Here is a 14,202-nt window from a genome sequence, read left to right as displayed (position 1 = left end):
AAATACATTAAAATAAAATTTAAACTGCCGGATAATTAAACATAAAATTAAGCAAGAAATATCAGATAAACATAGTAAGTGGATAAATAGGGAATATCCGGCTATTTATAACCAAAGTATACCAAAAGAACAGCCGGCTGCAATACAATTGAGCCGGCTGTTTTTTATTAATCCGAAGAAATTATTTGAATTTATGGATCTCGTTAATTTTTATGTACTTAAGAAAGGTGTAAAATGCACCGGTGATCGAGATATAAAATCCGGCAACACCATCCAGAAAGCCCAGCTTAAAAAAATAGGTTTTCATAAAGTCATAAAATGGGGAAAATATGATTTTAAAAAGGGATACTGATTTTCCGTTCAACACTTTTTTTTCAGCCATCAGCTGTGTGTAATTATTGATTTTTTCAATATGATGGGCAATGCTTTTATACGTGTAGTGATTGATATTTCCGGGGAGTTTTCCCTTTTTATCCTGTGTAATAAAGCATTCATGCACCAGATCATCAGAATATTTTCCGTGTCCTTTTTTAAAGAATCTTTCTCTCCACACATTACCCCAGCCGCCATATTGTATGGTTTTCTTCAGCAGAATGTTGTTGAAATGAATCTCATAGACGTTATAGGAAGGATTGGAATTTGTCAAAATTTCTTTAATAGCATTTACAGCCGTTTCATCCGGAACTTCATCGGAATCCAAAAACAGGATCCATTCTCCGGAAGCTTCGGACAGGGTATAGTTTTTCTGACAGCCGAAGCCATAGAATTTTTTTCTGATAAATTTTACCTTCGGAAACCCGGTACAGATTTCCTCAGTTTTGTCTGTGGAAAAAGAATCAACGACTATTATCTCATCAGCGATCTCGTAGACGCTGCTGATACTTTTTTCAATGACTCTTTCCCCATTTAAAACAATATAACAGACTGATAACTTCATTAATGAAATTCTGTAATAGTTTTTTCAATGATTTTTACGCAGTCTAAAAGCTGCTCTTCTGTAATAACCAAAGGTGGTGCCAGTCTGATGATATTTCCGTGGGTAGGTTTGGCCAGAAGTCCATTTTCCTTTAACTGGAGACAAAGGTTCCATGCAGTGGAGCTGTCCGGAGTATCATTAATTAAAATGGCATTCAAAAGGCCTTTTCCTCTTACTTTGGTGATAAGACTGTTTTTTTCGATGATCTTTTCAATCTCGGTTCTGAAAAGTTGCCCCAGCTGTTCCGCTCTTTCGGAAAGTTTCTCATCGGCAACCACATCCAGTGCTGCTACGGCCACGGCACATGCGATAGGATTTCCTCCGAATGTGGAACCATGCTGTCCCGGTTTGATAACATTCATGATGCTCTCATTGGCCAATACTGCAGAAACAGGATACATTCCTCCGGAAAGGGCTTTTCCTAAGATAAGGATATCAGGCTGTACATTTTCATGGTGGCAGGCAATCAGCTGTCCTGTTCTTGCGATACCGGTCTGTACTTCATCTGCAATGAACAGTACATTATGTTTTTTACATAATTCAGAAGCGTTTTTCAGGAAACCTTCATCCGGAACATAGACACCGGCTTCACCCTGGATAGGTTCCACTAAAAATGCAGCGATATTTCCTGCTTCCCTGTTCAGTACTTCTTCTAATGCTGCAGTATCATTATAAGGGATTTTTATGAATCCTGGTGTGAAAGGTCCATAGTTCTGGTTGGCATCAGGATCATTGGAGAAAGAAACAATTGTAGTTGTTCTTCCGTGGAAATTATTTTCGCATACAATGATCTTGGCTGCATTTTCTGAAATTCCTTTTACTTCATAGCTCCATTTTCTGGCTAATTTTACGGCAGTTTCTACAGCTTCAGCCCCGGAATTCATAGGAAGCACCTTATCAAATCCGAAAAGGGAAGTGATTTTTTGCTCATACTCGCCTAATTTTGAATTATAAAATGCTCTTGATGTCAGAGCCAGTTTCTGAGCCTGATCTACTAAAGCTGCTACAATTTTAGGGTGGGAATGTCCTTGGTTCACAGCAGAATATGCCGAAAGAAAATCATAATATTTCTTGCCTTCCACGTCCCATACAAAAACACCTTCGCCACGGTCAAGAACCACTGGAAGAGGGTGATAGTTATGGGCTCCATGCTTGTCTTCAAGGTCAATAAAATACTGTGAGTTTTTTGCTGTTGCTGCTGTTGACATATGTTTCGGTTTTCGACAAATTTAAGCATTATTAATGAGATGCATCAACAAAAACGCAATACAGTATACCTGAGGATTTAAAGTGTATTTTAAGACTATTCTGTGCTGTTTCAGAGAATATTTCTTTTTCTGTTCAGGTCGTGTAGGTTTTATATCTTTCAGGAATGATTTGCATTATTTTTAGAATGCTGCTTTTATCATACTTCCACTATTATACATATTGCAATCTTTTTACAGAGACATTCCGGACTAACAAAATTCTGCTTTTAAATCACCTGCTCCAAATCCTGTGTAAGAAGAGAAGCAGCAAAAAAAGACAGAACAGTATCCCTTATTTAGGTTACCATTCTGTCTGATGTTTTTTTGATGTAGAAATTATATTCTTAAGAAGTAGGCCATTCTGCTCTGTAAGAAGAATTACCCAGATCAATATGCTCAGCACTTACTACGAAGCTGATATACATACTGTTTTCATCTACCGCGTCAAAATCTACTTCGTGCTGGATTACATATCCGTTTTCCCATTTCAAAGTAGTCAGTGTTCCTTCTTCGTGAGACTTGTTGAATGTAACCTCTCCAGTTGTAGGCTTGTATTTTCCGTTAAGAAGACTTTCCAGAATATCTGATTTTTCTGTAGCCTCCACTGTAATTTTGATAAGTGCATTAGAAGGATCTGATGCCACTCTTCCTGATACGTCTGTAGAACGGGATACACTGTAGTTAAGTTTTAATAACTTCTGTCCTTCACCGCCGTTGAATTTTAGAATTCCTCTTGAATTTCTTTCTGCCATGATTAATAAATTTTAAATGTTAATATTGTGTGATTGGATATCTTATGTCACCAAATTTAGAAGTAATTATATTATCAGGAAAAAAATTTTGAAAGAATCTTAAAAAGTGTCGTAATTCTTCGACTAACAACTGTTAGGTAAATTTGTTTATTGGTAATCAGCGGCTTATTAATTTTCAATAAGCAGAAGGGTTGAAAGGGTTTTTGAAATGCAGATCAATATTTTTTCAAAAAAATGAGGTTTGCAAAATCAGATATAAAAAAACTGCCTCAAAAATGAGGCAGTTAAAAATTTATATATCAATAATCTTAGTGATTATCATATTTTCTGTCCATTACAAAATCTTCCATGAATTTTGTCGTATAGTTTCCGGACAGATAATCTTCATTATCCATCAGCTGTCTGTGGAACGGAATAGTTGTTTTTACTCCTTCAATATAGAATTCTTCCAGGGCACGCTTCATTTTAGCGATAGCTTCCTCACGGGTCTGAGCCGTAGTGATAAGCTTTGCGATCATTGAGTCATAGTTGGAAGGAATTGTGTATCCTGAATATACGTGAGTATCTACCCTGATTCCGTGTCCTCCAGGAATATTTAAGCCTGTGATTTTTCCCGGAGAAGGTCTGAAGTCTGCATAAGGATCTTCAGCATTGATTCTGCACTCAATTGAGTGTAATTTCGGGTAGTAATTGATTCCTGAAATAGGCGTTCCTGCAGCAAGAAGGATCTGCTCCCTGATCAGGTCATAATCAATTACCTGCTCAGTGATAGGATGCTCTACCTGGATTCTTGTATTCATCTCCATGAAATAGAAGTTTCTGTGCTTGTCTACAAGGAATTCAATAGTTCCAACTCCCTCATATCCAATGAATTCTGCCGCTTTTACAGCAGCTTCACCCATTTTCTCACGAAGTTCGTCTGTCATGAACGGAGAAGGAGTTTCTTCGGTCAGTTTCTGATTTCTTCTCTGTACAGAGCAGTCTCTTTCAGAAAGGTGACATGCCTTTCCGTACTGATCACCGGCTACCTGGATTTCAATGTGTCTTGGCTCTTCAATCAGTTTTTCCATATACATTCCTCCGTTTCCAAAGGCTGCTACAGCTTCCTGAATGGCAGATTCCCAGTGATCTTTAAGGTCTTCAGCTTTCCATACGGCTCTCATTCCTTTTCCACCACCACCTGCAGTAGCCTTGATCATCACAGGATATCCTGTTTCTTCAGCCACTTTTACAGCATGCTCGTAAGATTCAATTAATCCGTCAGAACCAGGTACACATGGTACTCCTGCTGCTTTCATCGTTGCTTTGGCATTGGCTTTGTCACCCATTCTTTCAATCTGTTCAGGAGAAGCACCAATAAACTTGATGTTGTTTTTCTGGCAGATTCTGGAGAAATTGGCATTTTCAGACAGGAATCCGTAACCTGGGTGAATGGCGTCAGCATTAGTAATTTCTGCTGCAGCAATAATGTTAGGGATTTTAAGGTAAGAGTCCTTACTCATAGCAGGACCTATACAAACCGCTTCATCAGCGAATCTTACGTGAAGACTGTCTTTGTCAGCAGTAGAGTATACTGCAACGGTTTTGATCCCCATTTCTTTGCATGTACGTAAAATACGCATTGCAATTTCGCCACGATTGGCTATTAATATTTTTTTGAACATCTTCTTCAATTTGAAAATTAGATAATTTGAAAATTAGATAATGTTATTTTGAATGCAGAATTAAGTCTAACATCTAATGTCTAACATCTAACTTCTAAATTAAGATGGATCTACTAAGAATAAAGGCTGGTCATATTCTACCGGAGTAGCATCGTCTACCAGGATTTTCACGATTTTTCCGCTGATCTCAGAATCGATCTGGTTGAATAACTTCATTGCTTCGATTACGCAAACTACTTTTCCTGCAGAAACTTCGTCACCAACATTGACAAATACATCTTTATCCGGTGAAGGTTTTCTGTAGAAAGTACCGATCATAGGAGATTTGATAGCCACATATTTGCTGTCATCAGATGCCACTTCTGCTTTTTCAGCAGGAGCCGCTGCCGGAGCTGCTACAGGAGCAGGAGCCGCTGCAGCCTGAGGAGCTGTATGGTAAACTGCAGGTTGTGCATAAACCGCATCGCTACCAGCTAATGGAGTTTTAATAGTGATTTCGAAATCTTTAGTTTTGTATTTTACTTCTGAAACTTCAGCTTTAGATACAAACTTGATAAGATTTTGTATGTCTTTAATGTCCATAAATTTGATATTTGATTTTGTCCCAAAGATACCAAAAAAACACAAAAAACAACAAAAAACCGCCTAATTTTATCAAAATTGGGCGGTTTTTGTATTAAAATGAGGCTTTTTCAGTGAAAAGCGACTCTTAGTTTTCTTCTGTAGTTGCTACTTCTTTTTCCAATACTACTTTACCTCTGTAGTAAAGTTTTCCTTCATGCCAGTGAGCTCTGTGGTAAAGGTGAAGTTCACCAGTTGTTGCATCTTTCGCTAATTGAGGAACTACTGCTTTATAATGAGTTCTTCTCTTATCTCTTCTTGTGGACGACTGTCTTCTCTTAGGATGTGCCATTTTGAATAACTTTTTTAATTGATGAGCGATGAGATTCATCATCTCATCATATTTAAATTATTTTATTTAATTATTGTCTTTTAACTTTCTCAAAGCGTCCCATCTGGGGTCGCTTCCATGATCTTCCTCTTCGGGTTCCTCAATATCTTTTGGACTGAACCTGTTCAGAATTTCCAGATCTTCATCGCTCACATTCGGTGAAATTTTTTTCATCGGTATAGAAAGCTGTACATTTTCATAGATCAGCTGTGCTACATTGAAAGCGTGATCTGAGGCTGGGATGGTAATGACGTCTTCATTGCTGTCATCATATTCTTCACCAAAATGTACTAAAATTCCGATCTCGTTTTCAATAGGGTAGTCGAATTCATCATTTGTGATATCACAAATAAGCTCTACTGTTCCATGTACTCTGATCTCAAATTCTAAAAATGTAGTATGCTTTTCAAGAAAGACATCAGCTACTATTTTAGGATTTGTAAATTCCTGTTCAGTGTCAAATAATTGAAAGAACGTTTTATCTATCTCAAATTTGAACACGTGCTTCCCGTTTTTAAGTCCGGAAAAGCTTACGTCATAGTTTCTTAACTTGTCCATAAAATGAGTGTGCAAAAATATGCAATTTTTTTATAATAACAAATAAAATCCATAACAAATTAATTTAAAATTTGTTTTAACAATTTATCCTTCGTTTTCATCAGGAAGATCCTCATCTACCCCGTTATCAACAACCATTTTTCTCGGCTGCATACGGTTGCTCATCAGGTCGTTATATTCACTTCTGTTCTTGAAAATTTTAATAGCAGTGAAGATCGCTTCCGTAAAGCTCTGCTCATCTGCAATGTTTTTTCCGGCAATATCATAGGCAACTCCGTGGTCCGGTGAAGTCCTGATAAACGGAAGTCCTGCTGTATAATTCACACCCTCCTCATAGGCTAATGTTTTGAACGGGGCCAGTCCCTGGTCGTGGTACATGGCTAAAACAGCATCAAAACTTTTATATTTATTTGGCTGGAAAAAGCTGTCTGCGGGATAAGGTCCAAACGCTAATATTCCATTATCGGAAAGTTCTTTTATCGCCGGCTCTATGATCTCGACCTCTTCTTTTCCGATCAGGCCTCCGTCTCCTGCATGAGGGTTCAGTCCCAGTACTGCAATTTTCGGTTTCTGTATGCAGAAATCTTCTATGAGTGTCTGGTTCAGGGCTCTGATCTGTTTTTTTATTTTTTCTTTTGAAATATTTTCTGCAACGCTCACAATCGGGATATGATGGGTGGAGACAGCTACTTTCAGATCTTCTGTAATGAGGAACATCAGTCCTTTTTTACTGAATTTTTCCTCAAAATATCCTGTGTGTCCTGCGTGTTTAAAACCCATTTTTACCATTTCATCCTTATTGATAGGAGCCGTAACAAGAACGTCAATTTCTCCTTTCATTAAGGCTTCGGTAGCCTGTTCCAGAGAATCAATAGCCATTTTGGTAGATTCTTCTGTAGGAACACCCAATTCAACATTCACATTGTCCTTGGTGAGGTTCACCATATTCAGTTTTCCTGCCTGAGCCTGCGATGCTTCATTGATGTAGTTGAAATTCAGATTCAGCTTGAAAATATTTTTCTGGAAGGTAAATAACTTTCCCGAGCCAAAAATCACCGGCGTGAAAAAATCCGTAATGGTTTTGTCACTCAGGGACTTCATGATGATCTCCGGACCGATGCCGTTAAAATCACCGATTGAAATTCCTACTCGTACTTTATGGTTTTTTGGGCTCATTTTGATTATCTTTGAAGATTATAATTTACAAATTTAGCAAAAAATAATATGTTCACAGGAATTATTGAAGCAGTTGGCGTTATTGAAAAGATTGAAGAAAAAGGAAGTAACATAGATTTTACATTATCATGCCCTTTTACAGGCGAACTGAAAATAGACCAAAGCCTTGCCCATAACGGGTGCTGCCTTACAGTTGTTGAAATTAAAGATGATCAATATGTGGTAACGGCAATCAACGAAACACTGGAAAAAACCAATCTCGGAAAATGGAATGTAGGTACCGTGGTAAATCTGGAGCGGTGCATGAAGATGGATGGAAGGTTAGATGGGCATATTGTGCAGGGACACGTTGACAAAACAGGTGAAGTTGCAGGAATTGAAAATAAAGACGGGAGCTATTTCATTACCATTAAATATGAAGATGACGGTAGTTTTGTAACGGTTCCGCAGGGTTCTATTACGGTGAACGGGATAAGCCTTACGGTAGCAAAAAGTGAAGATACACAGTTTTCCGTAGCGATTATTCCATATACCTGGGAGTTTACCAATATGCAGTATTTGAAAATCGGAGATAAAGTTAATTTAGAATTTGACATTATTGGTAAGTATATTGCTAGGTTAATTAAAAAGTAGGATGCCAGTAAGTAAATACAGAGGATACAGCTTAAGGAACCGGGTGTTTTTCGGATTCTTACTCGTATGTTTTTTAAGTGTTGTTGCTACATCACTGGTTCCCTATTTTGTATTGAGGAATAATTCCCTGCAGCAGAGTAATATTGATATGCAGGAGAAGACCAATGCGGTGATGAGATATCTGGACTATGCAGTCAGCCGTACCCTTGTGGAAACAGAAGATCTGCCACAGGTCCTGGGAAATAAGATTTTTGAAATAGCAGATATCAATCAGCACGATATTGTGATCTATGATCTGAAGGGAAGTTATCTTCTCTCCAATAAAGATGAAAGTCTTATTGACCAGAAAACCATCCCGCTTAATATTGTCAATAAAATCCTGGCCACCGATTCCAGAGTTGACATTAAGGGCTATGATAAAACAAAAGATGCAGGGCGTACTTCGTCTTATCTCCTGTTAAAAAATAATGAGCTCGAACCTATAGGGATTGTATACATTCCTTTGTATCACAACGAATCTGCTTATCTTGATGTTCTTCATCAATACGTAAAATATATCTTATTGGTGGATATTTTCCTGATCCTGTTCAGTATCTGGATAAGCTGGGTAACATCTAACAGCCTGGCAAAAAATATCACTAAATTTTCTGATATGATCACCCGTATTACATTATTTGAAAATGAAATGCGGCCTATCAGGTACTATAAAAACGATGAGCTTAATGCCTTGGCAAGAGCTTACAACAGAATGATCCTGCAGATTCAGGACCAGAAAGAAAGGTTGCGTTTCAAGGCCTCTGAAGAAGCCTGGAGAGAAATGGCCAAACAGGTTGCGCATGAGGTGAAAAACCCTCTTACCCCAATGAAGCTTACCATTCAGAATTTTGAGAGAAAATTTGATCCTGAAGATCCGAACATTAGAGAAAGAGTAAAGCAGATGAGTAAAACCATGGTAGATCAAATCGATCTGATTGCTACGGTGGCCTCAGCTTTCTCAGAATTTGCAAAACTTCCTGAAAAAAATAACGAGGTCATCAATCTTAATACCGAAGTAGAAGATATTCTGCGTGTTTTCAATGATGACAGTATTTTTATGCACTCCAATAAAGGGAATATTATGATCAATATGGACAGGATTTACCTTTCCAGGATCATTACCAATCTTGTCACCAATGCAAAACAGGCCCAAAGCGATGAACGTAAACTGATCATTAATGTAGATGTGGAACAGCATCAGAGAAGGGTCATGATTTCCGTGCAGGATAACGGAATCGGAATTCCTGAAAATATGTATGAAAGAATATTTGAGCCTAATTTTACTTCTAAAAACAGCGGGATGGGGCTTGGGCTTTCTATGGTAAGAAAAATGATCGAAGACTACAAAGGGGAGATTGCGGTGAAATCAGAAGTAGGAAAAGGATCTACCTTTACCATTACACTACCTACGAACTTATAGTGAGGCCTTTTAAATTTAAATATTTTGAAATTCAACAGTCAAAAGAAGTCTTCCGTGTCGGAACAGACGGGGTTTTGCTGGGGATTTTGGCTGATGTGGAGAATGCTTTGGAAGTATTGGAGGTGGGAACCGGAACCGGCCTGATTTCTTTAATGCTTGCCCAGAGAAATGATCATGCCTCTTTTCTTGGACTCGATATCAATGCAGACGCAGCTTTGCTGACTAAAACGAATTTTGAACATTCTCCTTTTCATTCAAGGCTGAAGAATATCCATCAGGATCTTAAAACCTTTGAAACAGAAAATAAATTTGATCTTATTGTTTCAAATCCTCCTTACTTCGAAGAATCCGGATCTGACAAAGATAAAATAGCGCGTCAGACTGTAGAGCTGAATTTCCAGCAGCTTGTTTCTGCTTCTGCAAAACTTCTGTCTGATCACGGTGTTTTATCGGTTATCATTCCTGTTGAGTCCGGCAACATTTTTATTGAGGTAGCAGCTGAAAATCAACTGTTCTTAAAACGGAAAGTTGCTATTAAAGGGATTGAAAATTCAAAAACGAAAAGATTAGTTCTTGAATTTTCATTTGCAGAGAAGGTGATCGAGGAATCTGATTTTGTCATAGAAAAAAGTCCGAGACAATACTCGGACCAATATCTTGAACTCACGAAGGAGTTTCATGTCTTTAAAAATAGAAGTTAGAAGCTGGAGATTAGAAGTTAGATAATCCAGATCAGCAATCTTTCGATCTCTATTTTTATAACTTAATTTACTCAAATAGTTCTGCAGTATCCAGTACAGAAACTTTTCCGTCTTCACATCTGATCGCTTCTCCAGGGAAATTCTGGATCATATGGTAATCATGGGTTGCCATAACTACAGCAGCTCCGTTTTCAAGGGCTACCTGCTTCAGAAGTGTCATGATTTCATTGGATGTTTCCGGATCAAGATTTCCTGTAGGCTCATCTGCTAAGATAAGATCCGGATGATTCAGCAGAGCTCTTGCAATAGCAATACGTTGCTGCTCTCCCCCTGAAAGTTCATGCGGCATTTTGTGCTTCTTGCTTTTCATGTTTACACTTCCCAAAACTTCGTTGATGCGGTCTTCCATTTTTATTTTATCGCTCCATCCTGTTGCTTCAAGAACGAATTTTAGGTTTTTCTCAACCGTTCTGTCAGAAAGAAGCTGGAAATCCTGGAAGACAATTCCTAGTTTTCTTCTCAGGTTAGGAATGTCTGATGGCTTCAGTTTGGCAAGTTCAAAACCTACCACAGCTCCATGCCCTGATGCTAAAGGAATGTGTCCGTAAAGCGTTTTAAGAAGTGAGCTTTTTCCGGAACCTGTTTTTCCGATAAGGTAACAGAATCTGCCTTTTTTGATGTTAAGATTTACATCAGAAAGAACAGTGAAGTTTTTTTGCGCAATTTTTGCGTGCTGTAAGCTTATAATATTATCTCCGGAGATATGTGTATGCGGCATAATTCAATTTTATGGTGCTATTTCTAAAATATTTTTTCAGATCTTAAAAATAGAAAAAAGAAGCTTAAAAACCCTAAACTTTAGGAAATTTTAACAACAAAAAATGCCTGAAAAACTTCTTTTCAAGCATGATCTGTATATGATAATTCGAGATATTATCTCTTAGCGCGGGCTGCACTAACAGTTAAACTCTTTCTGCCTTTAGCTCTTCTTGCTGCCAAAACTCTTCTTCCATTTGGCGTAGACATTCTTTCTCTGAAACCGTGTTTGTTTCTTTTCTTTCTTTCTGATGGCTGGAATGTTCTTTTACTCATTACTATATATTTAAATCGTAATTAATCTATTAATTTTCAGGTTGCAAAGATATAGAAATTTTTAAAAGTTACAAATTTTACTCATCTTTTTTTAGAAATTATTTGAAATGTTTTTTATTCCAATATTGACAAACATCGCTAAGAAACGAAATTTCGTGCAAAGAAATAATATTGAGATGATTTATTTAAAAGCTCTATCTTTGAAAACTCAAATTTAAAGAAAAATAAACACACGATGTTTACACCAGCAGAACTTTTAGATATCAGTACATTACTTACGCCTGAAAACAAAATAATTATTCTTACCCACTATAACCCGGATGGCGATGCCATAGGATCCAGTCTGGGGTTAAAGCATTATCTTGGGGCTAAAGGAATTCCGGCTGAAGTAATTGTTCCCAATGATTTTCCGAAATTTCTGAAATGGATGCCGGAATCTAAAAAGGTGGTTATCGGGGAATATAAAAGGAAGTATGCATTTGATCTGATCAGTGGTGCAGACGTTATTTTCTGTCTTGACTTTAATTCTCCTTCAAGAATAGGACTGCTGGGCGAATGGCTGATTAAATCCAAGGCTAAGAAGATCCTCATCGATCATCACCAGCAACCGGAAAACTTTGATTTTGTGTATTCCGATACAGTAATTCCTGCTACTTCACAGATGATTTATCATTTTATTGAAGCAATGGAAGATGAAAAGCTGGTCAACCAGGATATTGCAGAATGCCTTTACACTGGGATCATGACAGATACAGGCGGTTTCCGTTTCCGTTCCACAAGCGCAACGACACACAGGATTATTGCCAATCTGATAGAAAAAGGAGCTGATCCGTCCATAATAACTTCAAATACATGGGATACCAACACCGTTTCCCGTCTTCATCTGCTTGCTCTTGTGCTGGGAAGAATAGAAGTGGTGAATGATGGCAAAGTAGCAGTGCTTTCCCTTACAAGAAACGAGTTGAAGGAATTTGGTTTCCAGAAAGGAGATACGGAAGGTTTTGTAAACTATGGACTGAGCATTGCAGGAGTAAAAATGGCAGCTTTCTTTATGGAAGACCTGTATGATGATTTTATCAAGATCTCTTTCAGAAGTAAGGATGATGTGGATGTGAATCAGTTTTCCAGAAAATATTTCAGTGGCGGCGGACACATCAATGCAGCAGGTGGAAAATCTAATGAATCTCTCCCGGATACCATTGAAACATTTAAGAAAAGACTGGAGCAGGAGGAAATGTAAGCAAATTAGTATACAGCATTGATTCAGTAAGTAAACTCTGCTACGCTCAAACCCTAAAACTCCTATACTCTTATATACTCAAACCTTTAGTATATCCCTTGCTTCGAGTTCTTCACAGGTATACTCGTAAACTTCCTGAAACATAACATCGAGGTTTTTCTTACTGAATAAGCTGAATTTCGTCATTTTAGGAGGGTCTAAGAAAATGTCACAGGATTTTGCCTTGGAGTAGACCGATTTTGCAATCGCTAAGTGGAGGATCCTGTCAAATTCCTTCATAAGGCTCATTTTCTTTAATGCATCGTAGCTTATTGAATTGACATGGGAGGCAATTAAAAAATCACATTTGTCAATAATAGGTTCTATAGGAAGATTGTCTAAAACACCTCCGTCAACATATATTTTTTCTCCTATTCTTACGGGAGGCAAAATGAATGGGACGCTTGATGAGGCCAGGAGCGGTCCGAAAAGCTCACCTTCCGAAAAGAAATCCACAATTCCGTGGGTCATTTCCGTAGCAGTAACGTAAACAGGGATTTTTAAGATTTTAAAATCATTTTCAGGAAAATGATCATAAAAAAGTTTTAAGATGAAACTTGAGCTGAAAATACCGTTTTTAGAAAGTTTCAGGTAAGACCTTGAAAAGAATGTCGTATGTTTTACAATATCCATCATCTCATCCGGTGACTTTCCAAAGGAATAAAATGCTCCCACAATAGATCCGGCACTGGTTCCTGAAATGATTTGTGGCTTCAGATTATATTCTTCCAGCGCTTTCAGTACTGCGATATGGGCAATTCCACGCATTCCTCCACCGGAAAGCGTAAGGCCGATGACCGGCGGTTTCTTTTTTTTGAAGGAGAATAAACCCATTGAAAATAATTATTCCTTACTAAGATACAAGAAATTTGAATATAAACCGGTTAAGGCAATCATTGCAGGACTATTTACAGGACTAATTTTTTGGGAAGGTTATGAAGAAGTTCCGTATTGATAATTTCTGCGCAGATACCGGGTTTTTCCCAGTGCCCGTTGTGTCCGCAGTCCAGGATATAGGATTTAATATTGGTTCTGTCCGGAAGATGCCTGATCATCGTATCTGTTTTCACAGCGTTGTCGTGTTTTCCTGCCAATACCAGTATTTTTGCTTCCAGGTTTTCCATGACACTTTTTTTGTCCGTTCTTTCCACCATGCCTTTTACACAGGCAAGGGCTCCTATATTGTTGGTAGAAAGCGCAGTTTCGAGCGCGGTTTCAATTTTGCCTTCCAGGATATCTCTTTCATTGGGATTGAAAAGATTCGGAATTCCGGCCCGTGCATAATGGGCAAAAGCATCTTTTATGATTCTGTAGCTTTTAATCCGCTGCTGTTTTTTTTCTTCATCGTCAGGAAAATAAGTGGAAAAGAATAAGGTCAGGCTTTTAAGAGTCTCAGGATATTTTTCGGCAAAAGCCAGTGAAGTATATCCTCCCATGGAATGTCCCAGAAGATGTACTTTATCCAGCTTCTCATGATCCAAAACTTTTTTCACTTCATCAGCCATCAGCTCCATAGTGTGAACTTCGGCCAGGATATCAGATTGTCCATGGCCCGGCAGATCTATTTTCAACAGTGAAAAACCTCTGGAAAGATGCGGCTCCATATCACTCCATATAGAAAGGTTTTCCATAAAGCCGTGAAGCAGTACCAGAATCTCTTTTCCATTTCCTTTTCTTTCAAAGTTCAGCATAATCTTAGTTGTTTCTTCAAATTTA

General features: G+C 38.0%; 16 protein-coding genes. 4 read left to right on the top strand and 12 right to left on the bottom strand.

What is annotated here, in order from left to right:
* Positions 1-181: 181 nt before the first annotated feature.
* From AC4IFE_RS09565 to pdxA, 8 genes are all read right to left on the bottom strand, one after another.
* Complete coding sequence (locus AC4IFE_RS09565; RefSeq protein ID WP_490756627.1) at positions 182-937, bottom strand: glycosyltransferase family 2 protein; 756 nt, start codon at positions 935-937, stop codon at positions 182-184.
* On the bottom strand, positions 937-2,184 hold the full coding sequence (gene rocD, locus AC4IFE_RS09560) for an ornithine--oxo-acid transaminase (protein ID WP_490756625.1): 1,248 nt from the start codon (positions 2,182-2,184) through the stop codon (positions 937-939). The genes AC4IFE_RS09565 and rocD overlap by 1 nt, the downstream gene beginning before the upstream one ends.
* A gap of 383 nt (positions 2,185-2,567) precedes the next feature.
* A complete protein-coding gene (gene tssD / locus AC4IFE_RS09555) occupies positions 2,568-2,975 on the bottom strand; it encodes a type VI secretion system tube protein TssD (RefSeq protein WP_490756623.1) in 408 nt (135 codons plus the stop codon).
* 308 nt (positions 2,976-3,283) lie between these two features.
* Positions 3,284-4,639, bottom strand: a complete 1,356-nt coding sequence (gene accC / locus AC4IFE_RS09550; protein WP_490756621.1) for an acetyl-CoA carboxylase biotin carboxylase subunit — start codon at positions 4,637-4,639, stop codon at positions 3,284-3,286.
* A 99-nt stretch (positions 4,640-4,738) separates the two neighbouring features.
* Positions 4,739-5,221, bottom strand: coding sequence for an acetyl-CoA carboxylase biotin carboxyl carrier protein (gene accB / locus AC4IFE_RS09545; protein WP_490756620.1), 483 nt, complete (start codon positions 5,219-5,221; stop codon positions 4,739-4,741).
* Between the two features lie 127 nt (positions 5,222-5,348).
* On the bottom strand, positions 5,349-5,552 hold the full coding sequence (gene rpmF / locus AC4IFE_RS09540; protein WP_007843326.1) for a 50S ribosomal protein L32: 204 nt from the start codon (positions 5,550-5,552) through the stop codon (positions 5,349-5,351).
* A 66-nt stretch (positions 5,553-5,618) separates the two neighbouring features.
* Entirely contained in the window at positions 5,619-6,149 is a 531-nt protein-coding gene (locus AC4IFE_RS09535; RefSeq protein WP_490756619.1) for a YceD family protein, read from the bottom strand.
* An 84-nt stretch (positions 6,150-6,233) separates the two neighbouring features.
* Positions 6,234-7,325: a 4-hydroxythreonine-4-phosphate dehydrogenase PdxA gene (gene pdxA, locus AC4IFE_RS09530; protein WP_490756618.1), complete on the bottom strand. Its 1,092-nt coding sequence runs from the start codon at positions 7,323-7,325 to the stop codon at positions 6,234-6,236.
* Between the two features lie 48 nt (positions 7,326-7,373).
* On the opposite strand from pdxA, the gene AC4IFE_RS09525 reads away from it, so the two are divergent.
* From AC4IFE_RS09525 to AC4IFE_RS09515, 3 genes are read left to right on the top strand one after another with little or no spacing between them, the layout of a single operon-like run.
* Positions 7,374-7,958, top strand: a complete 585-nt coding sequence (locus tag AC4IFE_RS09525) for a riboflavin synthase (protein ID WP_490756616.1) — start codon at positions 7,374-7,376, stop codon at positions 7,956-7,958.
* A 1-nt stretch (position 7,959) separates the two neighbouring features.
* Positions 7,960-9,414: an ATP-binding protein gene (locus AC4IFE_RS09520; protein ID WP_490756615.1), complete on the top strand. Its 1,455-nt coding sequence runs from the start codon at positions 7,960-7,962 to the stop codon at positions 9,412-9,414.
* On the top strand, positions 9,414-10,115 hold the full coding sequence (locus AC4IFE_RS09515; RefSeq protein WP_490756614.1) for a tRNA1(Val) (adenine(37)-N6)-methyltransferase: 702 nt from the start codon (positions 9,414-9,416) through the stop codon (positions 10,113-10,115). Before AC4IFE_RS09520 ends, AC4IFE_RS09515 begins: the two co-directional genes overlap by 1 nt.
* 67 nt (positions 10,116-10,182) lie before the next feature.
* On the opposite strand, the gene AC4IFE_RS09510 is transcribed toward AC4IFE_RS09515, so the two are convergent.
* The gene (locus AC4IFE_RS09510; RefSeq protein WP_490756613.1) at positions 10,183-10,893 is read right to left on the bottom strand and encodes a cell division ATP-binding protein FtsE; all 711 of its coding nucleotides are present in this window, start codon (positions 10,891-10,893) and stop codon (positions 10,183-10,185) included.
* A gap of 155 nt (positions 10,894-11,048) precedes the next feature.
* Entirely contained in the window at positions 11,049-11,207 is a 159-nt protein-coding gene (gene rpmH, locus AC4IFE_RS09505; protein ID WP_034701860.1) for a 50S ribosomal protein L34, read from the bottom strand.
* A gap of 235 nt (positions 11,208-11,442) precedes the next feature.
* On the opposite strand from rpmH, the gene AC4IFE_RS09500 reads away from it, so the two are divergent.
* Positions 11,443-12,447, top strand: a complete 1,005-nt coding sequence (locus AC4IFE_RS09500) for a DHH family phosphoesterase (RefSeq protein WP_490756610.1) — start codon at positions 11,443-11,445, stop codon at positions 12,445-12,447.
* Positions 12,448-12,525: 78 nt separating this feature from the next.
* On the opposite strand, the gene AC4IFE_RS09495 is transcribed toward AC4IFE_RS09500, so the two are convergent.
* Both AC4IFE_RS09495 and AC4IFE_RS09490 read right to left on the bottom strand, forming a co-directional pair.
* The gene (locus AC4IFE_RS09495) at positions 12,526-13,320 is read right to left on the bottom strand and encodes a patatin-like phospholipase family protein (RefSeq protein ID WP_490756608.1); all 795 of its coding nucleotides are present in this window, start codon (positions 13,318-13,320) and stop codon (positions 12,526-12,528) included.
* A 74-nt stretch (positions 13,321-13,394) separates the two neighbouring features.
* Positions 13,395-14,177, bottom strand: a complete 783-nt coding sequence (locus AC4IFE_RS09490; protein ID WP_490756606.1) for an alpha/beta fold hydrolase — start codon at positions 14,175-14,177, stop codon at positions 13,395-13,397.
* Between the last annotated feature and the right edge of the window lie 25 nt (positions 14,178-14,202).

The sequence above is a fragment of the Chryseobacterium sp. UF-81 genome (assembly GCF_058245105.1).
Note: the sequence above shows the minus strand (reverse complement) of the source record. Positions and strands in the feature narration are given on the sequence as shown.